This window comes from Leifsonia sp. TF02-11, assembly GCF_017565305.1.
Taxonomy (GTDB): domain Bacteria; phylum Actinomycetota; class Actinomycetes; order Actinomycetales; family Microbacteriaceae; genus Leifsonia.
This window is the reverse complement of the sequence record NZ_JAGEKP010000004.1, coordinates 522,914-542,661: the sequence shown is the minus strand read 5'-3', so window position 1 is coordinate 542,661 and position 19,748 is coordinate 522,914. Positions and strand designations below refer to the sequence as shown.

General features: G+C 71.7%; 20 protein-coding genes. 15 read left to right on the top strand and 5 right to left on the bottom strand.

What is annotated here, in order from left to right; translation table 11 throughout:
• Window positions 1-44: 44 nt before the first annotated feature.
• Both priA and JNB50_RS08405 read left to right on the top strand, forming a co-directional pair.
• On the top strand, window positions 45-791 hold the full coding sequence (gene priA / locus JNB50_RS08410; RefSeq protein ID WP_208039634.1) for a bifunctional 1-(5-phosphoribosyl)-5-((5-phosphoribosylamino)methylideneamino)imidazole-4-carboxamide isomerase/phosphoribosylanthranilate isomerase PriA: 747 nt from the start codon (window positions 45-47) through the stop codon (window positions 789-791).
• Complete coding sequence (locus JNB50_RS08405; RefSeq protein WP_208039633.1) at window positions 775-1,653, top strand: SseB family protein; 879 nt, start codon at window positions 775-777, stop codon at window positions 1,651-1,653. The genes priA and JNB50_RS08405 overlap by 17 nt, the downstream gene beginning before the upstream one ends.
• 30 nt (window positions 1,654-1,683) lie before the next feature.
• Here JNB50_RS08405 and JNB50_RS08400 read toward each other — a convergent pair whose 3' ends face one another.
• A complete protein-coding gene (locus tag JNB50_RS08400; RefSeq protein WP_208039632.1) occupies window positions 1,684-2,946 on the bottom strand; it encodes an MFS transporter in 1,263 nt (420 codons plus the stop codon).
• A 92-nt stretch (window positions 2,947-3,038) separates the two neighbouring features.
• Here JNB50_RS08400 and JNB50_RS08395 point away from each other — a divergent pair, with 92 nt between their 5' ends.
• The 9 genes from JNB50_RS08395 to JNB50_RS08355 all read left to right on the top strand — a co-directional run bounded on the left by JNB50_RS08395 (window position 3,039) and on the right by JNB50_RS08355 (window position 12,123).
• Window positions 3,039-3,941, top strand: coding sequence for a LysR family transcriptional regulator (locus tag JNB50_RS08395; RefSeq protein WP_208039631.1), 903 nt, complete (start codon window positions 3,039-3,041; stop codon window positions 3,939-3,941).
• On the top strand, window positions 3,938-4,153 hold the full coding sequence (locus JNB50_RS08390; RefSeq protein ID WP_208039630.1) for an SCO4848 family membrane protein: 216 nt from the start codon (window positions 3,938-3,940) through the stop codon (window positions 4,151-4,153). Before JNB50_RS08395 ends, JNB50_RS08390 begins: the two co-directional genes overlap by 4 nt.
• Before the next feature lie 21 nt (window positions 4,154-4,174).
• The gene (locus tag JNB50_RS08385) at window positions 4,175-4,738 is read left to right on the top strand and encodes an HhH-GPD-type base excision DNA repair protein (RefSeq protein WP_208039629.1); all 564 of its coding nucleotides are present in this window, start codon (window positions 4,175-4,177) and stop codon (window positions 4,736-4,738) included.
• A gap of 138 nt (window positions 4,739-4,876) precedes the next feature.
• The gene (locus JNB50_RS08380) at window positions 4,877-8,386 is read left to right on the top strand and encodes a bifunctional RecB family nuclease/DEAD/DEAH box helicase (protein WP_208039628.1); all 3,510 of its coding nucleotides are present in this window, start codon (window positions 4,877-4,879) and stop codon (window positions 8,384-8,386) included.
• Between the two features lie 29 nt (window positions 8,387-8,415).
• Window positions 8,416-8,829: a helix-turn-helix transcriptional regulator gene (locus JNB50_RS08375; protein ID WP_208039627.1), complete on the top strand. Its 414-nt coding sequence runs from the start codon at window positions 8,416-8,418 to the stop codon at window positions 8,827-8,829.
• 65 nt (window positions 8,830-8,894) lie between these two features.
• A complete protein-coding gene (locus JNB50_RS08370; RefSeq protein ID WP_208039626.1) occupies window positions 8,895-9,320 on the top strand; it encodes a VOC family protein in 426 nt (141 codons plus the stop codon).
• Between the two features lie 157 nt (window positions 9,321-9,477).
• The gene (locus JNB50_RS08365) at window positions 9,478-10,437 is read left to right on the top strand and encodes a MetQ/NlpA family ABC transporter substrate-binding protein (RefSeq protein WP_208039625.1); all 960 of its coding nucleotides are present in this window, start codon (window positions 9,478-9,480) and stop codon (window positions 10,435-10,437) included.
• 4 nt (window positions 10,438-10,441) lie between these two features.
• Window positions 10,442-11,467, top strand: a complete 1,026-nt coding sequence (locus JNB50_RS08360; RefSeq protein WP_208039624.1) for a methionine ABC transporter ATP-binding protein — start codon at window positions 10,442-10,444, stop codon at window positions 11,465-11,467.
• Window positions 11,464-12,123, top strand: a complete 660-nt coding sequence (locus JNB50_RS08355; RefSeq protein ID WP_307794645.1) for a methionine ABC transporter permease — start codon at window positions 11,464-11,466, stop codon at window positions 12,121-12,123. Before JNB50_RS08360 ends, JNB50_RS08355 begins: the two co-directional genes overlap by 4 nt.
• A gap of 13 nt (window positions 12,124-12,136) precedes the next feature.
• Here the strand turns inward: JNB50_RS08355 and JNB50_RS08350 are convergent, their stop codons facing one another.
• Window positions 12,137-13,387: a citrate/2-methylcitrate synthase gene (locus JNB50_RS08350; protein WP_208039623.1), complete on the bottom strand. Its 1,251-nt coding sequence runs from the start codon at window positions 13,385-13,387 to the stop codon at window positions 12,137-12,139.
• A gap of 51 nt (window positions 13,388-13,438) precedes the next feature.
• Here JNB50_RS08350 and JNB50_RS08345 point away from each other — a divergent pair, with 51 nt between their 5' ends.
• Window positions 13,439-14,608, top strand: a complete 1,170-nt coding sequence (locus tag JNB50_RS08345) for a citrate synthase (protein WP_208039622.1) — start codon at window positions 13,439-13,441, stop codon at window positions 14,606-14,608.
• A gap of 18 nt (window positions 14,609-14,626) precedes the next feature.
• Here the strand turns inward: JNB50_RS08345 and JNB50_RS08340 are convergent, their stop codons facing one another.
• Window positions 14,627-15,103 carry an anthrone oxygenase family protein gene (locus tag JNB50_RS08340; RefSeq protein ID WP_208039621.1) on the bottom strand — a complete coding sequence of 159 codons (477 nt, stop codon included), beginning with the start codon at window positions 15,101-15,103 and terminating at the stop codon, window positions 14,627-14,629.
• 62 nt (window positions 15,104-15,165) lie between these two features.
• On the opposite strand from JNB50_RS08340, the gene JNB50_RS08335 reads away from it, so the two are divergent.
• Window positions 15,166-15,801, top strand: coding sequence for a putative glycolipid-binding domain-containing protein (locus JNB50_RS08335; RefSeq protein WP_243768144.1), 636 nt, complete (start codon window positions 15,166-15,168; stop codon window positions 15,799-15,801).
• Window positions 15,802-15,819: 18 nt separating this feature from the next.
• On the opposite strand, the gene JNB50_RS08330 is transcribed toward JNB50_RS08335, so the two are convergent.
• Both JNB50_RS08330 and JNB50_RS08325 read right to left on the bottom strand, forming a co-directional pair.
• Entirely contained in the window at window positions 15,820-17,121 is a 1,302-nt protein-coding gene (locus JNB50_RS08330; RefSeq protein ID WP_208039697.1) for an MFS transporter, read from the bottom strand.
• 74 nt (window positions 17,122-17,195) lie between these two features.
• Window positions 17,196-17,642, bottom strand: a complete 447-nt coding sequence (locus tag JNB50_RS08325) for a hypothetical protein (RefSeq protein WP_243768143.1) — start codon at window positions 17,640-17,642, stop codon at window positions 17,196-17,198.
• A 171-nt stretch (window positions 17,643-17,813) separates the two neighbouring features.
• Here JNB50_RS08325 and JNB50_RS08320 point away from each other — a divergent pair, with 171 nt between their 5' ends.
• Together JNB50_RS08320 and JNB50_RS08315 are read left to right on the top strand one after the other, a co-directional pair.
• A complete protein-coding gene (locus JNB50_RS08320; protein WP_208039620.1) occupies window positions 17,814-18,128 on the top strand; it encodes a hypothetical protein in 315 nt (104 codons plus the stop codon).
• A 56-nt stretch (window positions 18,129-18,184) separates the two neighbouring features.
• Window positions 18,185-19,747: a bifunctional phosphatase PAP2/diacylglycerol kinase family protein gene (locus JNB50_RS08315; protein WP_208039619.1), complete on the top strand. Its 1,563-nt coding sequence runs from the start codon at window positions 18,185-18,187 to the stop codon at window positions 19,745-19,747.
• Window position 19,748: the final 1 nt, after the last annotated feature.

The window sequence follows — 19,748 nt, the reverse complement described above, 5'->3', positions numbered from 1 at the left end:
GCCGTGCGGACCCGATCGAAGCCACACTCGAGAAAGACATCGACATGAGCGAATTCACCAACACGCCCAAGCTCGTCCTGCTGCCCGCCGTGGACGTGGCGGACGGCAAGGCGGTGCGCCTGACCCAGGGCGAGGCCGGCAGCGAGACCAGCTACGGCGACCCGGTCGACGCGGCCGCCGAGTGGGCGGACGCGGGAGCCGAGTGGATCCACCTCGTCGACCTCGACGCGGCCTTCGGGCGCGGGAGCAATCGCGACCTCCTGAAGAAGGTCATCCGCCAGACCAAGGGCGTGAGCATCGAGCTCTCCGGCGGCATCCGCGACGACGAGTCGCTCGAGCAAGCCCTCGAGATCGGCGCGACCCGCGTGAACCTCGGCACGGCAGCCCTCGAGAACCCGGAGTGGGCGGCCAATGTCATCGGCCGCTACGGCGAGGCGATCGCGGTCGGACTGGACGTGCGCGGCACGACGCTGGCGGCGCGCGGCTGGACGCGTGACGGCGGCGACCTGTGGGAGGTGCTCGCCCGCCTCGAGGAGGCCGGCTGCGCCCGCTACGTCGTGACCGACGTCACCAAGGACGGCACCCTCAGGGGCCCGAACCTCGACCTGCTGCGCGAGGTCATGGAGCGCACCGAGCGCCCTGTCGTCGCCTCCGGAGGAATCTCCAGCCTCGACGACATCGCGGCGCTCCGCGAGCTGGTCCCGCTCGGCCTGGAGGGCGCGATCGTCGGCAAGGCGCTCTACTCTGGCGCGTTCACCCTTCCCGAGGCGCTGGATGTCGCCGGCGACTGAGCCGACGGACGACGCCGACAGCCCCGACGCCGACCGGCGACCGCAGCCGACCGAGACCGGGTCGGAGCGGCTGGCCGGGTTCGCCGCGGCGCTGGCGGGTTTCACCGCCTCGCAGGGCGACTCCGCCGGTCAGCCGTGGGAGGGTCGCGAGTTCGACGACAACCCGTTCGGCGACGACGACGGCTCCGCACCCCCGGCCCTGCTCGGCGCGCTCGCCGCGTTCCGGGCCGGTGAGGTGGGCCCGGAGGCGGTGGTGGACGCGGTGCGTGGCGTACGGGTGCTGATCCCCCTGGTGGCAGAACTGGGGGAGGAGGGCGTCAGCGACGCCGGCCTCGCCGTCGACAAGACGCAGGAGCTGTCGATCGTCACCGTCGCCGCGCCCGACGGCCGTCGCGTCCTGCCGGTGTTCTCATCAGTCACGGCGATGCAGGCGTGGAACCCGGCCGCACGCCCCGTCCCGGCCGCAGGCCCGCGCGCCGCGCTCGCCGCGGCGTCGGAGGAGACCGAGCTGCTCGTGCTCGACCCGACTTCCGAAACGGAGTTCGTCCTCCGCCGCCCCGCCGTGTGGACGCTCGCCCAGGGACTACCGTGGCTGCCGAGCGACCGCGACCCGGTTGTCGCCGACGCCTTCCGCGCCTCCATCGGCTCGGAGCTGGGCGTGCTCGACATCGACCTGCTGGCAGGCGACCCGGACTGCCGGCTCGCCGCCGAGGAGCTCGTCGTGCGACTGACGCTGGCGAGCGGCCTGACCGCCGAGGAGCTCAACGCGATCCTGTCGCGGCTCGCCCAGCGCTGGGCCGCCGACGACGCCATCGCGACGCGCGTGGACTCGCTGCGCGTGCAGCTGGCGACCGGCGCCTGACGGCCGCCCCTCGCGCTCGCGCCCCGCGCCTCACGCCGTGCGAAGCATCCGCAGGCCCGCGACCACCGACAGTGCCGCCACGATCGCGACGAAGCCGACGAGCACCGGCACCAGCGGCCAGACGATGAGCGCGACGCCCACGAGCAGCACGGGCAGCGCGAGGCCGATGTAGGCGACGAGGAAGACCGCTGCGAGCACTTCGCCTCGACGCTCCGGCGCCGCGAGCGAACCGGCCACCAGGATCGCGGCGCGGAAGAGGAGTCCGACTCCCGCTCCCGCGACGATCCCCGCGGTGACGAATGCGGGCAGCGAGCCGCCGAGCACGCCCACGGCCAGCCCCGCGAGGCCGAGGGCCACGAGTGCGATCGCGACGATCAGCTGCGTTCGCGGACGCACCGGAGCGAACACGATCTGCGAGACGGCGGACGCGGCGAACACCGAGAACGGCACCGCGCCGGCCGCGAGGTGCGACGCGACGTGGAACGTGCCGGAGAGCACGCTCGGCGCCAGCGACGTGAACAGGCCGAACACCGCGAACCCGGCGAAGGCGGCGATCGCGGCGGCCGAGAACGCGCCGCGGGCCGCCGCAGGGAGGGAGATGCGCTGCGGGCGGTAGGGAGGGCGCTCCTCTGCGCGCTCGACGGTCTCCGGCACGAGCGCGACGGCGACCGCTGCAACGGCGAGCACGACCAGGAAGACCGCGTACGGGAGCAGCAGCGGCGCAGGCAGGAACTGCGCGAAGAGGCCTCCGATCAGCGGACCGAGGGCGAGGCCTCCGGTGTTGACCACCGTCGAGACCGTTCCGGCCAGTCGCGGCCCCTCGTCGGGGCGGGCGACGGAGCGCAGCTCGCTCAGATGGGCGGTCGCGCTCGCGGTCAGCGCACCGACCCCCACGCCGGAGATCAGCCGTGCGACGAGCAGGCCGCTGACGTCGTTCCAGACCAGGAACAGCGCCGCGGCGACGATCTCGAGCAGGATGGCGACGAGCACCATGCGCCGCCGGCCGGCCCAGTCACTGAGGTGACCGATCAGGAACAGGCTCGCGATCACGCCGACCGCGTAGGCGGCGAAGACGACCGTGATCACCCAGGTCGGGAAGCCGTCGCGCTGCTGGTAGAGCGCGTAGAGCGGGGTCGGGATCGTCGAGAAGGCCATCACGGCGAGGAAGGCGGCCGCGATCACCCAGAAGCCCGCGCCGTGCCGGAGGTGCCAGGCCGGACGGGTACGGGCAGTGGGGGAGACGGCGGTGGGCGAGACGGCGGTGGTCGGGGAGGTGGGAGCGTCGATCGACATGGCTCGATGATCGCTTCCGCTCGCCATCGTGTCCAACGAATGATCTGGATGCTGATGATCGAAGAAACCGATCATCACGTTACGATGACCGGATGGACACCCGACAACTGGAGTACTTCGTCGCGGTCGCAGAAGAGCAGAACTTCACGCGTGCCGCGGCTCGGCTGTTCGCAGCCCAGTCGACCGTCTCGGCGGGAGTGGCCGCGCTCGAGCGAGAGCTCGGCGCGCGCCTGTTCGAGCGCGACGCCCATGGGGTCAGGCTCACCGGCGTCGGGGAGGCCGCGCTCGCCGAGGCGCGCACCGGACTCCAGTCGATCGAGCGGCTCCGCGACCTCGTCGCAGGCGAAGGCGGCTTGCGCGGGGCGGTGCGGGTCGGGATCTTCACGAACCTGGCGTCCATCGACCTCCCCGGCATCATGGGCGAGTTCCGCAGACGTCACCCGCGCGTCGACCTGAGGCTCGGGCCGTCGCCCAGCGGTTCGACGGGTCTCGCCGACGACGTGCGGCAGGGGCGGGTGGATGTCGCGTTCCTCGGCCTGCCGGATTCCGTGCCCGGGGTGCTCGAGCTGCCGCTCGCGGAGGCGCCGTTCGTGGCCGTCCTGCCGGAAGGGCATCTCCTCGCCGACGGCGGCGGCCCCGTGCCGCTGGCGGCGCTCGCCGCAGAGCGGTGGGTGGACGCACGCGCGGGCTTCGGCAACCGGGTCACCCTCGACCGCGCGCTGACGGCGGCGGGTCTGACCAGGCAGATCGCAACCGAGGTGTCCGACCTGGGCGAGATCCCGCGCTTCGTCGCAGCGGGCCTGGGCGTGGCCGCCCTCCCGGCTCTGACCGTCCTCCCCACGGCAGGCGTGGTGACCCGACCGCTCGCGCCGGTGATCGAGTGGCGCCTCAGCGTCATCGCTCATCAGCGGCCCGGTGCGGCGGCGCGTGCCCTGGTCGGCCTGATCGCCGAGCGGTTCGGGCGCCCGCTTCCGCCTACGCTGGAGGCATCATGACCGTTTTCGCCGCCGTCGTCCTGTTCCTCAACGCGCTGTTCAACGTGTTCGCCTGGCCCCGCTTCTTCTCCCGGGTTCGGGCCGACGTGCGCGCGAGGGACGCGGCCGGCCGCGCCACCCCCTTCCTGGTCGTGCACGCGGTCCTCCTCGGTGTGGCGCTCCTGCTCGCCGTGCTGTCGGCCGTCGCGGGTGTGCTGTTGCTCGTCGCGTGACGCGGATGGGAGCATGAGGGCATGGCTCTCTCGATCACCGGCGACGCGGAAGCGGACGCCCTCCTCGACCAGTCTCCGTTCGCCCTGCTCGTCGGAATGCTGCTCGATCAGCAGATCGCGATGGAGACCGCGTTCGTCGGTCCCGCGAAGCTGCGCGACAGGCTCGGCTCCCTCGACCCGGCCGGCATCGCCTCGCTGGACCCCGACCGGCTGGTCGAGGTGATGAAGCAGTCGCCGTCGGTGCACCGGTTCCCCGGCTCGATGGCCGGCCGCCTGCAGTCGCTGGCATCGGCGATCGTCACCGACTGGGGCGGCGACACTGCGGCGATCTGGACCCAGGGCGACCCGGACGGCGCCGAGGTGCTGCGTCGCCTGAAGGCGCTGCCCGGCTTCGGCGAGCAGAAGGCGAAGATCTTCCTCGCCCTGCTCGGCAAGCAGAAGGGGCTGGACGTCCCGGGCTGGCGTGAGGCCGCGGGCGACTACGGGCTGGAGGGCTACCGCTCCGTGGCCGACATCGTCGACCCGGAGTCGCTGACGAAGGTGCGCGAGCACAAGCGCGCGATGAAGGCGGCGGCGAAAGGCTGACCCGCTCCCGCCGAAGGACGCGCACGAGGGGCACGTTGTTGTCCCCTTCGGGGCCCGAGGGGGACAACAACGTGCCCCTCGGCGGGTGAGGTGACCCCGAGCGCGACGGATGTCGGCGGACGCCGATAGCGTTGCGGTGTGTTCCTACTCGACGGGGTGATCGTCACCAGCGCCAGCGACCTGACCGAGGCGTCGAAGTGCGAGTTCGCCTTCCTCCGCTCGCTCGACGTCAAGCTGGGCAGGATCGAGAAGACCGACGAGGTCGACGATCCCATGTACGTGCGGTCCTCGCGCCTGGGCGACGAGCACGAGCACCACATCCTCGAGCGCTACCGCGAACGGTTCGGCGCGGGGGTCGCGGAGGTCGCGCGGCCGGAGTCGCTGACCGCCGATTCACTGGCGGAGGCGGTCGCCGAGACGGCGCGTGCGTTCGAACGCGCCAGCGAGGTGGTGTTCCAGGCCACGTTCTTCGACGGTTCGTTCGTCGGGTTCGCCGACTTCGTGGTCCGGCTCGCCGACGGCCGGTACCGCGTGCAGGACTCCAAGCTCGCCCGCAGCGCGCGGGTGACCGCCCTGCTCCAGCTCGCCGCGTACGCCGAGCAGCTGCGCCGCACCGGTGTCGACGTCGACGGAACCGTCGAGCTGCTGCTCGGCGACGGCTCGGTGAGCGAGCACCGGCTCTCCGACATCGAGCCCGTCTACCGCAAGCGCCGCGCCCGGCTCCTGGAGATCATCGACCAGCACGTCGCCGACACCGGTCCCGTCGCCTGGGGCGACCCGCGCTTCACCGTCTGCGGGCGGTGCGACACCTGCGACGCGGAGGTGCAAGCGGCGCGCGATGTGCTGCTGGTCGCCGGAATGCGCGTGACGCAGCGGGAGCGCCTGATCGCCGCCGGCATCACGACCATCGACGCGCTCGCCGCCTCCACCGGCCCGGTCGACGGCATTCCCGAGGGGACGCTGACGGGCCTTCGCGAGCAGGCGCGGCTGCAGTTGGAGGCCGTCGAGGGCGCGCCGCCTCCCGTCCGCGTCTTCAACGCACCGGTGCTGGCCGTGCTGCCCGAGCCCGATCCCGGCGACATCTTCTTCGACTTCGAAGGCGACCCGCTGTACACCGAGGGTGCCGGCGAGCGCTGGAACCTCGACTACCTGTTCGGCATGGTCGACCAGGATGCGCGGTTCACCGCGTTCTGGGCGCACGACTTCGCGGAGGAGCGTGTCGCGCTGGAGCGGTTCCTCGCGTTCGTCCGCGAACGGCGGGCCGACTTCCCCGGCATGCACATCTACCACTACGCCGCCTACGAGCAGACCCACCTGCTGTCCCTGGCCGCCCGGCACGGCGTGGGCGAGGAGGAGGTCGACGCCCTGCTCCGCGACAACGTCCTGGTCGACCTCTACCCCTTGGTGCGCAAGTCGGTGCGCGTGGGATCGCGCTCGTACTCGATCAAGAAGCTGGAGCCGCTCTACATGGGCTCCGAGCTGCGGCAGAGCGAGGTGACCAACGGCGCGGACTCGATCACCGAGTACGCGAACGCCCGCGACCTCATCGCGCTCGGCCGCCTCGACGATGCGCAGCCCCTGCTCGACGCGCTGGCCGACTACAACCGGTACGACTGCGTCTCCACCCTGCGCCTGCGCGACTGGCTCCTCGCCAGGGCGCAGGAAGCCGGGGTCCCGATCGGCGCCGCTCCACTGGAGGAGCCGGAGGTCGCACCGGAGGCGTCCCCGCTCCGCGCCGGTCTGCTGACTTTCGCCGGCGACCCGCTCGACCCGCACCGCACCACCGACCGCGAGGCCGTCGCGCTCGCGGCGGCGGCGATCGACTACCATCGGCGCGAGCAGAAGAGCTTCTGGCAGAGCCACTTCTCCCGGCTGATCCAGCCGGTGGAGGAGTGGGCAGACACCCGCGACGTGCTGGTCGTCGAGACCGCCCGGGTGGTCCGCGACTGGTACCTCGACGAGGGCCAGCGCGTCGAACGGCGCGAGCTGCTGCTCTCGGGTCAGTGGGGAGCGGGCAGCTCGGTGCGCGTCAGCGAGAACTCCGGACCGTTCCTGCTCTACGAATACCCCGGTCCGTTCCGGCTGCTCCGGGCGCAGCCGGGCGCGCGCACCGTTCGCACCGTCGCGGTCATCGACGTCACGGACGACGGCTCGGTGCTGGTCAGGGAGACACTGCCGGAGGACGTCGCCGCGTACGATCACCTGCCGAGCGCGCTGACGCCGGCCGCCCCGCCGAACACGCGACCGCTCGCCGAGGCGATCCGGGAGTGGGGCACCGGCCTGCTGGCCGCGCTGCAGAACGACAGCTGGCCCGTGAACGCGACGGTCGACCTGCTGCGACGGACCCCGCCGCGCACCCGCTCCGGCATCCTCGCCCCGGAGGGCCCGGACGACGGCAGCGGGCGCATCGCGGCGGTGACGGCCAGCCTCCTCGATCTCGACTCGTCGTATCTCGCCGTCCAGGGCCCTCCCGGCACCGGCAAGTCATATCTCGGCGCGCACGTGATCGCACGCCTGGTCGCCGAGCACGGCTGGCGGGTCGGAGTCGTGGCCCAGTCGCACGCGGTCGTGGAGAACCTGCTCGAGCGGGTCGTCGCGACCGGCCTGGATGCGGCCCTCGTCGGGAAGGTTCCCAGCGCGTCCGCCGAGTCGCCGGGGTTCACCGCACTGCGCCGCAACGGCCAGCTCGAGTTCGCCGCCGAGCGCGAGGCGAGCGGATTCGTCCTCGGCGGGACGGCGTGGGACTTCGCGAACCCGGCACGCGTTCCCCGCGAGAGTCTCGACCTGCTCGTCGTCGACGAGGCCGGCCAGTTCTCGCTGGCGTCGACCATCGCCGTGGGGGTGGCCGCCCGCAACCTGTTGCTGCTCGGCGACCCGCAGCAGCTGCCGCAGGTGAGCCAGGGGAGCCATCCCGAACCGGTGGACGGCTCCGCCCTCGGCTGGGTGAGCGACGGGCATGACGTGCTGCCTGCCGAGTTCGGCTACTTCCTCGCCGAGAGCCGCCGGCTGCACCCGGCTCTCGCTCACGCCGTCTCCGTGCTGTCGTACGAGGGGCGGCTGCACGCGCACCCCGACGCGGGGGAGCGCGAGCTCTCCGGTGTCGAGCCCGGCCTCCACCCCGTGCCCGTCGCCCACACCGGCAACGCGACGGCATCTCCGCAGGAGGCCGAGGTCGTCGTCGCCATCGTGGGCGACCTGGTCGGGCGGCCCTGGACCGATCCGGCCGCGGACCGCGACGACTCCCCGCTCGGTCAGGACGATGTGATCGTCGTGACCCCGTACAACGCGCAGCTGGCCGAGGTGCGTGAGGCCCTCGACACCGCGGGCTTCCCCGAGGTGCGGGTCGGCACCGTGGACAAGTTCCAGGGGCAGGAGGCGGCGATCGCGATCGTCAGCCTCGCCGCGTCCTCGGCGGCGGACGTACCGCGGGGGATGTCGTTCCTGCTGTCGAAGAACCGGCTCAACGTCGCGATCTCGCGGGCGAAGTGGGCGGCCTACCTCGTCCACTCGCCGGAGCTCACCGAGTTCCTGCCGACGACGCCCGCCGGTGTCGGCGAGCTGAGCGCGTTCATCCGACTGGTCGAGCGGGAGGCGACGCAGACGTCGCGTCTGACGGGTGAGGCCTCGCTGGTGCGAGCCGTCTGGTGAGTGCTGCCCACGCGGGCTACCGTGGAGGCGTGACACCGGAGGAACTGCAGGAGCTCGTCATCCTGCGACGAGCGCGCGATCTGATCGATCGCCAGTACGCCGAGCCGCTCGACGTGCCGACGATGGCCGCCTCCGCGTTCATGTCGCCGTCGCACTTCTCGCGCCGGTTCCGGGCCGCCTACGGAGAGACCCCGTACAGCTACTTGATGACCAGGCGCATCGAGCGCGCCATGTCGCTGCTGCGCGAAGGGCTGACGGTCACCGAGGCGTGCATGGCCGTGGGCTGTACCTCCCTCGGATCGTTCAGCTCCAAGTTCGCCGAGATCGTCGGCGAGTCGCCGACGAGCTACCGCACGCGCGAACACCGCGCGGTGATGGCGATGCCCAACTGCATCGCCAAGCAGCGCACCCGCCCGGTGCGCTCGAAGCCGCTGCCGGGCTGAGCGGCGCGCGCGGTTCGAGCAGGAATGGAGAAGCGAACGCCCGGTGCCCTTCCTAGAGTGACACCATGACCATTTCGCTTCAGTACTCGCACATCACCGTCACCGACCCCGAGGAGTCGCTCGCGTTCTACCGCGACGCGCTGGGCCTGGACGTGCTCAACGACGTCGCGTCGGGCGGTCACCACTGGATCACGCTCGGCGTCGCCGGGCGGGAGGGCACGGAGATCGTGCTGTCCGACCCGTACGCCGGCCGCTCGCAGTCCGACGGCGACGCCATCCAGGAGCTCGTCGCGAAGGGCGTGCTCACCAACGTCGTGTTCCGCACCGAGGACGACCTCGACACGGTCTTCGAGCGCGTCCGCGCGAGCGGTGCCGAGGTGCTCCAGGAGCCGAAGGACCAGCCGTGGGGGCCGCGCGACTGCGCCTTCCGCGACCCGTCCGGCAACATGGTGCGGATCCTGCAGTCCACGGCCCAGCCGCAGAACGCGTAGCACCGCGCTGCCCTGCCCCGGGCCGCCGGGGCGGGGCGCGCGTTGCGTCCCCGTAATATTTCGGAACGGGTTTTGACCCTCCCCCCGCCTCTTGACAGGCTCGATGTGCCGCCAACCGTCCGCCGGCACATCCCCCCTTCACAAGAGAGGCACAGCCATGTCCGACGCCACCCCGCCCGGGACCATTCCCGCCCTTCCCGAGAAGCCCAAGCGCTCCAAGACCCCGTGGATCGTCGGCATCGCGATCGTCGCGGTGCTCGCCGTTGTCGGCGGCGTCGTCGCCGCCGTGAACGCGAGCAACTCCGGTTCGGCCGACGCGGCGGGCACGAAGGTCACCGTGAAGATCGGGACGACCGAGCAGTCGGCGCCCTACTGGCCGATCCTGAAGAAGGAGGCCGCGCAGAACGGCATCGACATCCAGGTCGTCGGGTTCAAGGACTACCTGCAGGCCAACCCGGCGCTCGCCGACGGACAGCTCGACCTGAACTTGTTCCAGCACCTCCAGTTCCTCGCGAACTACAACGTGCAGGCGCACCAGAACCTGGTGCCGATCGCGTCCACCTATGTCGTGCCCCTGTCCCTCTACTCGAAGAAGTACACGAAGCTCGACGAGATCCCGAGCGGCGCCGGCATCGCCATCCCGAACGACCCGACCAACCAGGCGCGGGCGCTGCTCGTGCTGCAGAAGGCCGGCCTCGTGACGCTGAAGAACGGCGGGAACACGCTCGCCACGCCCGCCGACATCGACGCGTCCGCGTCGCGCGTCACGGTGATCCCCGTGGATGCCGCCCAGACCGCACCCGCCCTCGACTCGGCCGCCGGCGCGGTCATCAACAACACCTTCGTCGGTCCTGCGGGCATCGACCCGGAGTCGGCCCTGTTCAAGGACGACCCGAAGAGCGCGGCCGCCGAGCCCTACATCAACGCCTTCGTCGCCCGCGACAAGGACAAGTCCAACGCGACGTACCTGAAGATCGCAGAGCTGTACCACTCCAAGGCCGTCCAGGACGCGGTGCTCGCCGACTCCAAGAACACCGCCGTGCTCGTGCAGAAGTCGCAGGCCGACCTGATCGCGATCCTCCGTTCGCTCGAGAAGACGATCCAGGCGGCGAAGTAGGCGCGTGGGCTCCCTCATCGAGTTCCGCGGCGTCACCAAGAGCTTCCGCTCGGGTGACGCCGCGGTCGCCGCCGTGTCGGACCTCGACCTGACGATCGAGCGCGGCGAGATCTTCGGCATCATCGGCTATTCGGGCGCGGGCAAGAGCACGGTGCTGCGGCTCATCAACGCGCTCGAGCGGCCGACCTCCGGCGCGGTGATCGTGGACGGCCGCGACCTCACGACCCTCCGGGAACGCGACCTGCGCAGCGTGCGGGCCGGTATCGGCATGATCTTCCAACAGTTCAACCTGTTCCGGTCGCGCACGGTGTTCGCCAACATCGCCTACCCGCTGAAGGTCGCGGGCTGGCCAGCCGACAAGCGCAAGCAGCGTGTCGCCGAGCTTCTCGCGTTCGTCGGACTGACCGAGAAGGCCTGGACCTATCCTGACCAGCTCTCGGGCGGCCAGAAGCAGCGCGTCGGCATCGCCCGTGCGCTCGCGACCAACCCCGCGATCCTGCTGGCCGACGAGGCCACGAGCGCCCTCGACCCGGAGACCACCGCCGACGTACTGGCGCTGCTCAAGCGGGTCAACGAGGAGCTCGGCGTCACGATCGTGGTCATCACGCACGAGATGGAGGTCGTGCGCTCGATCGCGGACCGCGTCGCCGTCCTCGACTCCGGTCGGGTGATCGAGACCGGGAGCGTGTTCGAGGTGTTCTCGAACCCGCAGACGCCGACCTCGCAGCGCTTCGTCGGCACAGTGCTCCGCAACCAGCCGGACTCCGCCGACGTCGAACGTCTGCGCGGCAAGCACTCCGGTCGGATCGTCTCGGCCCGCATCCACGACGACGGCCGGCTGGGCGCTGTGCTCTCCGACGCCGTCGGCCGGCACGGGGTGCGCTTCGAGATCGTGTACGGCGGCATCTCCGCACTGCAGGGGAGGTCGTTCGGCAGCCTCACGCTCGAGCTCGTCGGCGCCCCTGGCGACGTGGACGCGCTGATCGCGGAACTACGCACGGTCACCGAGGTCGAGGAGGTGGCCGCGTGAACGACTGGTCGACGCTGTGGCCGGTATACCTGACCTCCATCGGCCAGACGCTCTGGATGGTCGTCGCGACGCTCGTTCTGGGCGGCGTGCTCGGCCTCGCGCTCGGCGTGCTGCTCTACACGACGCGGCCCGGCGGGTTGCTGCAGAACCGTGCCCTCTCGGCGGTGCTCAATGTGCTCGTCAACTTCGTCCGGCCGATCCCGTTCATCATCTTCATGACAGCGGTCGCCCCGCTGACGCAGGTCGTGCTCGGCACGTTCCTGGGAACGCCGGCCGCGATCTTCCCGATGACGATCGCAGCGACGTTCGCCATCTCCCGCATCGTCGAGCAGAACCTGGTGACCATCGATCCGGGCGTGATCGAGGCGGCGCGGGCGATGGGGTCGAGTCCCTGGCGGATCATCTCGACGCTGCTCATCCCGGAGGCGCTCGGACCGCTCATCCTGGGCTACACCTTCGTGTTCGTCGCGATCGTGGACCTGTCGGCGGTCGCCGGCAGTCTCGGCGGCGGCGGTCTCGGCGACTTCGCGATCTCGTACGGCTATCAGCGCTACAACTGGGTCGTCACCTGGGTCGCCGTGCTCACCATCGTCGTCCTGGTCCAACTCGTCCAGTTCCTCGGCAACACGCTGGCCCGCAAAGCCCTCCGCCGCTGAGCCGCCACCCCGGCTATGGCCGGGCGGCCGGGGCGGTGTAGCGGCCGACGGGCCGCAGCCGCAGGGGGCGCTCGCGGTACTCGGCGAGGGCGTGCACGATCCAGCCTGCGGTGCGGGCGGTGGCGAAGATCACCTCGCCGGCGTCGTCGGCCATCCCGCCGGCGAGGGCGAGCGCGGCGAGGGCGAGATCCGAGTTGGGGGCGGCGCCCGTGCGATCGCGGAGGAGGGCAGCGACCGCGTCGACGGCCTCGACGACGGGCGCGCCTGCTGGATCGTCGGCGAGCATGCCGAGCAGGATCCGCGCGCGGGGGTCGCCGGCCGGATAGAGCGGTTGCCCGAATCCCGGCACCGGGCCGCGGCCGTCGGCGACGGCGTCGGCGACGACGCGGGACGGCTCCTCGCCCGCCGCGACACGCGCGAGCATCCGCTGGGCTGCGCGACTGGCGTTGCCGTGCAGTGGCGAGTCGAGGGCGCCGAGCCCGGCCACGACGACCGCGTACGGCGTCGCCCGAGCGGAGGCCGCAGCGCGCGCCGCGAGGGTCGACACGGCGAGGTCGTGGTCGAGCAGCAGCACGAGGGCCGCGTCGAGGGTGCGCAGCAGCTGCGGTGACGGGGGCCGTGGCGTCAGGCGTGACCAGAGCTCGGCGGCGAGGGTCGCCGCCACCGGCGAAGACCGCACGGGCAGCACCTCGACCATCCCGGTGATGAGCCGTTCGGCCGCGCCGGCCACGGCCTCCGGGTCGAGGGAGGTGCGCAGCGGGTCGGCCGCGGCCAGGGCTGTCACCGCGACCAGCTGACGGTCGCGGTCGCCCGCACCGGGCGGCAGGGCGTCGGCCACTCGCCTGGCGCTCTCCAGCCCGGGACCGGGGGCGAAGCGGGTGGCCGGATCCCACTGCCCGGAGAGCGCCCAGCGCGCCACCACCTCGAACGGCTCGTGCGCCAGTTCGGCGGCGGCGCGGCCCCGGTAGTACAGCTCTCCGTCGTCGATGAGGGCGAAGTCCGTCTCGATGACCATGAGCGGCCGCCCCTCCGAACGCGCCGCGGAGGGGGCGGCGGTGCGTCGCCGGGCGGCGGCGAACGCCTCGACCTCCAACGGATCGAAGGTCGACCCTGCTGCCGTGCGCGTGCGGTCGAGGAGCCCACGAGCAACGTAGGCGTAGAGGGTCTCGAGCTTGATGCCGAGGCGCTCGGCCGTCTGCTCGGCGGTGAGGCGGGGCAGCCTGCCCCGTTCGGAGGGTTCCGCCTGTTCAGAGGACTCGATCATGTTGATCCGATCAACGTTGACGCACGGACAATCCACGTTCACACTACTGCCATGGACCGCATGAACGACACCCTCATCGACGTCCCCCGCGGGCTGACCAATGTGGTCGCCGCGCACACCGCGCTGGGCGACGTGCGCGGGCAGGAGGGGTTCTATCACTACCGCCAGTACTCGGCGATCGACCTCGCACGCGATCGCACGTTCGAGGACGCCTGGTACCTGCTGCTCTTCGGCGACCTCCCGACGCCCGAGGAGCTGGCTGCGTTCCGGCAGCGCATCGCGGCCGCCCGGCGCATCCCCGGCCCGGTCGCCGAACTGCTGCCGTCGATCGCGCGGCTCACCGCGGGCGGCGATGCCCTCGCCGGCCTGAGGATGGCGCTCGCCGCGGTCGCCGCGCACGATGGGCTGCGGCCGGTTTACGACGAAGACCCGGACGCGCGCACGAGCGACGCGATCCGGGTCGCGGCCGTCACACCGGTCCTGCTCGCGTCGCTGCACGCCTACGCAAAGGGAGAGGTCCCGGCCGAGCCGCGGGACGACCTCGGCCAGGTGTCCGACTACCTGCGTCTGGTCACCGGTCGTGTCCCGGATGCGGCCCACGAGCACGCGCTGAGCGCGTACCTGACCGCCGCCATCGACCACGGCTTCAACGCATCCACCTTCACCGCGCGGGTCATCGCCTCCACCGGAGCGGATGTCGCGGCTGCCGTCGACGGCGCGCTCGGAGCGCTGTCCGGCCCGTTGCACGGGGGAGCGCCGAGCCGCGCGCTCGAGACCCTCGACGCCATCGGCACCCCCGACCGCATCGACGAGTGGATCACCGCCACCGTCCGCGGCGGCGGCCGCGTCATGGGGTTCGGGCACGCCGTCTACCGCACAGAGGACCCGCGCTCGCGGCTGCTGCGGGAGGTGGCGCAGGGGTTCGGCGGAGACCGGGTGGCGTTCGCCGTGCAGGTGGAGGACCGGGTGCAGCGGCTCCTCGCTGAGCTGAAACCGGGTCGGGAACTGCACACCAACGTCGAGTTCTACGCCGGTGTCGTCATGGAACTGTGCGGGATCCCGCGCTCACTGTTCACGCCGACCTTCGCCGTCGCCCGCGTCGTCGGCTGGACGGCGCACATCCTGGAGCAGGCTGCCGACGGCAAGATCCTCCGGCCGTCGTCGCGCTACGACGGACCGCCGGCGCCGACGCCGCTGCCCGCGCGGACGATCGCGGCCTGAGAAGGGCACCGGCCGCGCTCAGCCCAGCAGCGACGTCATCAAGGCTGCGGCGCCGGCGAGCGAGACCGCGCCGCGCGCACTGTTCGCCTTCCGCCAGGGCTTCTCGAACGCCGCGAACGCCGCGTCGTCGCCCGGCGCGGCCTCCGCCAGGCGGTTGTTCAGCGGGACGTTGACCGCGGCCGTGATCACGAATCCGGCGAGTCCGAGCACGGCGCCGGCCACCGCGACCAGCGCTGCCCACGCCGCCGTCGCCCCCGCCATCAGGTCCACGAGCACCAAGACGATGCTCACCCCGCAGGCGAGCGCCGAGACGAGGAACGCCAGAATGAACGGCGACCGCGGCGCCAGCACGTTGATCCGGTTCATCACGCCGGTCGAGCGGGCGTCGCCGTCGAACGCCGGCATCACCATCGCGCCGAAGCCGAGGTAGACGCCGCCGACGATAGCGGTGCTGAGGGCGGCGAGGACGATCCAGATGGCTGTCGCTGTCTGCATGGCGTGAGCGTATCGTCTTGCTCGGGCGGAGTCACGGGCCCCTGCGGACGGAGGCGGGAACGATGCGCGGTGCGGTGCGGCACGTGGAGTGGGTCGGCGACGAGGACCCCGAGCGGTTGGAGGCGGCGGTCGTCACCTTCGCGCCCGACCGGCTCGATGCCCTCGGCACCTCGCGCACCACCGACTACGTCGTGAGCTGGGAGCTCGAGACCTCCTCCGGCTGGGCGACCGACCGTCTCTCGGTCGCGGTGGCTGGCCGCGGCTTCACGCGCTGGCTGGTGCTCGCCCGCGACGCGCACGGGCGCTGGACCAGCGAGTCGTACACGCACGGCGCGACCCGCTATCACGATGCGCCGCTGGCGGAGCCCGGAATCGTGTCGCCGTCCGACCTGGACGGCGCCGTGGACTGCGATCTGGCGCTGTGCCCGGTCACCAACACCATGCCGATCCTGCGACTGAACGCGCTGGACGGCCTGGAAGAGACGGAACTGACGATGGCGTGGGTGGACCTCCCGTCGCTGGAGGTCGTCGCGAGCCGCCAGGCGTATAGCGCAGCCCACCCGTACGACCCGGAGGCCGGACGCGCGGTCGTGCGCTATCGCAGCGTCGGCAGCGGCTTCACGGCCGACCTCGGCGTCGACGAGGACGGCCTCGTCATCGACTACCCGCGCCTGGCGCGCCGCATCCGCACCCGCTGAACCCGAGCTGCAGAGAGCTCAGGGAGTGGGCGCCAGCGCGTCGTAGCGGCGGAAGCCGCGCTGCACGCGCACGACCGTTGCGACGAGGACGACGATCAGGAGGCCGCCGAGAAGCGGAGGGAACCACAGCGCGCCGGTCAACGCCAGCACGCCGATGTAGAGGTCGCCGAGGCGCGGCCCTCCGGTCACGACGACCGTGAACACGCCCTGGAGCCGCCCGCGCATGACGTCGGGCGCCGAGGCCTGCAGGATCGTCATCCGGAAGATCGAGCTGACGTTGTCCGCGGCGCCCGAGGCGGCGAGCAGGACGGTGGCCGCGATCAGCGCGGGGAGATTCGCCTCGGCGAACGAGGCACCGCCTCCCGCCGTGCCGCTGAACGCGACGACGGCGAGCACGATGCCGAAGCCGAGGATGGACGCGCCGTAGACCACGATCGCCCGCTCGACGGCGCGGCCCTGCCAGCGCACGTGGCCGAGGCGGCCGGAGAACACGCTCGAGACGAGCGTGCCGACGGCGCCGGCGGCGGTCAGGATGCCGACCGTGACGGGGCCGCCCCCGATCAGCAGCGCGCCGACGGCGGGGAACAGTGCGCGCGGCTGGCCGAACGTCATCGCGATCAGGTCGAGCACGAAGGTCATCGAGAGGTTCGGCGCGGTCTTCAGGAACCGCAGTCCCTGCAGGACCGACGAGAGACCGGCGCTCTGCCGCTCACCCTCCGGCACGATGGAGGGCAGCGTGAAGATCCCGAGGAACGCCGCAGTGAACAGGATGACGTCCACCGTGTAGGTCCAGGGGATACCGACACTCGCGACCAGCAGACCGGCCAGCGCGGGGCCGACCGTGACCATGACGCCCATGCTGATGCCGCCGAGCGCGCTCGCCGCGGGTAGCAACCGCACAGGGAGCAGCCGGGGCGTGATCGCCTGCCGGGTCGCGCCGATCATGACCGTCGCGACAGCGTTGACGGTCGTCAGCGCGTACAGCGGCCAGACGACCTGGACGTGCATCCAGGCGACGAGGGCGATGCCGGCGGTGGAGGCCCACGCCACGATCGCGGTGACGAGCGCGACCGTCCGCCGGTCGAACGCGTCCGCGAGCACGCCCCCGTAGAGGCCGAACACGATCATCGGGACGAGCGCGAAGAGCGCCACCAACGAGACGGCGAGCGTCGAGTGGGTGAGGTCGTAGATGTGGAGGCCGACCGCCACGACCGTCATCTGGCCGCCGATCCCCGAGATGGCGCCGCCGGCCCAGAGCCGCGCGAACGCCGGCGACTCCTTCAGCGGGCTGAGGTCGACGAAGTGCCGCGAATGCGACAGCCGCGTATCGTCGGGCTCCGCTGTGCCGGGCTCCGCTGTGTTTGGCTTCTGTGTGCCGGGGGTCTGCTCTGTGCTCAGAAGCGGGGCTTCTTGCTGAGCGAGACCGCCGCGAGCGAGAAGACGACGCCGAAGACCATGATGGTGACGGTGACCGCCTGCAACACGACCTGCCAGAACGGCACGAACGGCGTGACGGAGACCCAGAGCCAGAGGATGGCGCCGATCAGGGTGATGACGTAGCTGAAGGTGCGGCGGGCGTACAGCGCGTTGAGCGACACGACCGTGGCCGCGACCGTCACCTGGAAGAACGGGAGGAACTCGTCGGCGTGCCCGGTCCAGGTGTACACGAGGCTGATGACGCCGATGACGACGGTGACCAGCACGATGAGGGTCGCGATCGCGTTGCCCAGCATCGGCGGGACGGTCGCGCTCAGGCTGCGGACGAGGCCGCCGTGCTCGTCGTCCACGACGACATCGTCGGAGGCGGTGTGGTGGGTGTCGGCGATCGTGTGCGTGCTCACGACGACGATCCTACCGCCCGGTGGCGGTGGGTGCCGCACACGCTCATCGGGGCTTCCGCAGCCCATGCCGAGGCATCCGAAAGCGATGCCGTGTCGAGCGTCTTGACCTCCTGGGGATATTGTTCTTCGGGTAACCCCGTCGACACGATCACGTTCTGAGTCGAGGTCCTCGTGCCCAAGCCGTTCCTCGACACCACTGATGCCGAGCGACGCACCGTGAATCGGATCGTCGCAGAGCCGGCAGGGCGCGGAAACGGCCGTTGCTTCTGGGACGTGTACCTCTACTCGCTCGGCCACAGCGAACCGATCGCGCATGAGGCAGCGGCGCTCGACGACGATCCGCCCGACCAGATCGAGTCCTATATCGATCATTACCTGCAGAGGATCGGGTTGCGCCGCAGCGAGAGCCTCATCGCGGGGGAGGAAGGCGTGATCCGCGCTCGTGTCGAGCGAGGGGAGACGCTCCCGACCGAGCCCGATCGATGAATCCACGCGGGCCAGGGCAGCGGCCGCCGCACACCACCGGCGGGTACGGTGATGGCATGTCTGCGTCCCGTCGCCGCCGGTCCCTGTTCGCCCTGCCGCGTTCGGTGGTCCGTACCGACGAGGCGGTCGCGCGCCGGATCAACCGCCGCAGCACCGGGCCGCGCGCGGACGGATTCTGGCGGCTCCTCAGCGGTGCCGCCGACCACGGCAAGCTGTGGTTCGCTGCTGCGGCGGTGCTCGTCGCGCTCGGCAAGCCGCGGGCGGCGCTGCGCGGGGTCGCGTCGCTCGGCCTCGCGAGCCTCATCGCCAACGTCGTCGGCAAGACCCTCGTCGGAGGCGACCGGCCGGTGCTCACCTCCATCCCGGTGTCGCGTCGGCTCGACCGGTCGCCGACCTCGCCGTCCTTCCCTTCCGGTCACACCGCCAGCGCAGCGGCGTTCGCCGCGGGGGTCGCGCTGGAGTCGCCGGCGGCCGGTGCCGCGCTCGCCCCGCTCGCGGCCGGCGTTGCCTACTCGCGCCTGCACACCGGCGCGCACTGGTTCTCTGACGTCGCAGGCGGTGCGGCGATCGGTGCGGGCGCTGCGCTCCTGCTGAAGGCCGCGACGCCGGTGCTGCGCTCGCTGCGGCGCACTGCGACTCCCGCGCCGACTGCCGAGACGATCGATCTGCCCGTGCTGCCGCGCGGTGCCGGCGCGTTCATCGTCGTCAACCCGGGTTCGGGCGCCGGGCTCGGGAGGCCGGATCCGCGGCCTCTCCTCGCGACGCGGTTCCCCGACGCCCGCGTGCACCAACTGCAGGAGGGCGACGACATCGCCGCGCTCGTGCAGGAGCAGCTCGACTCGGCGGAGCCTCCCGTCGTGCTCGGGGTCTCAGGCGGCGACGGGACCGTCTCGGCGATGGCGCACGAAGCCAGGCTCGCCGGTCTCCCGCTGCTGGTGCTGCCCGGCGGCACGTTCAACCACTTCGCCAAGGCGGCCGCACTCGAATCGATCGAGTCGGCGCTCGACGCCTTCGCGGCCGGCTCGGGCCGTCGGGTCGATGTCGCAGAGCTGCGCTTCCCTGCGGCCGGCGGCGATGCGGTGACCCGGACGGTGCTCAACACGGCGTCCGTCGGGCTCTACCCCGCGTTCGTCGCGGAGCGCGAGAAGCACGAGGCGCGCTGGGGCAAGCCGGTCGCCGCGCTCATCGCCGCCATCCGCGTCGTGCGCTCCAGCAGCCCGATCGAGGTGGAGATCGACGGGAAGACCCGGTCGATCTGGTCGGTGTTCGTCGGCATCGATCGCTACTACCCGGTCACGGTCGCGCCGATCGAGCGACGGAGGCTGGACGACGGCCTGCTCGACGTGCGCATCCTGATGGCAGGCCCGAAGCCCAAGACCCGCGGGGCGGTCGCCCTGGCGTTCGGCGGCCGCACGGACGCGCTCGTCGCCCGACTGCCGTTCCTGCAGGGGCCGCCGGCTCTCGACGCGTTCACCGGCGACCGCATCTCGGTGCGTGCCCGCGACGTCGACCCCGGCTACGCCCACGACGGCGAGGCATCGACGGACACGCCGGGTGCGGGTCTCGAACTGCGGATCCTCCCCGCCGCGCTGTCGGTCTACTCGCCGCGCACGCCGTGAC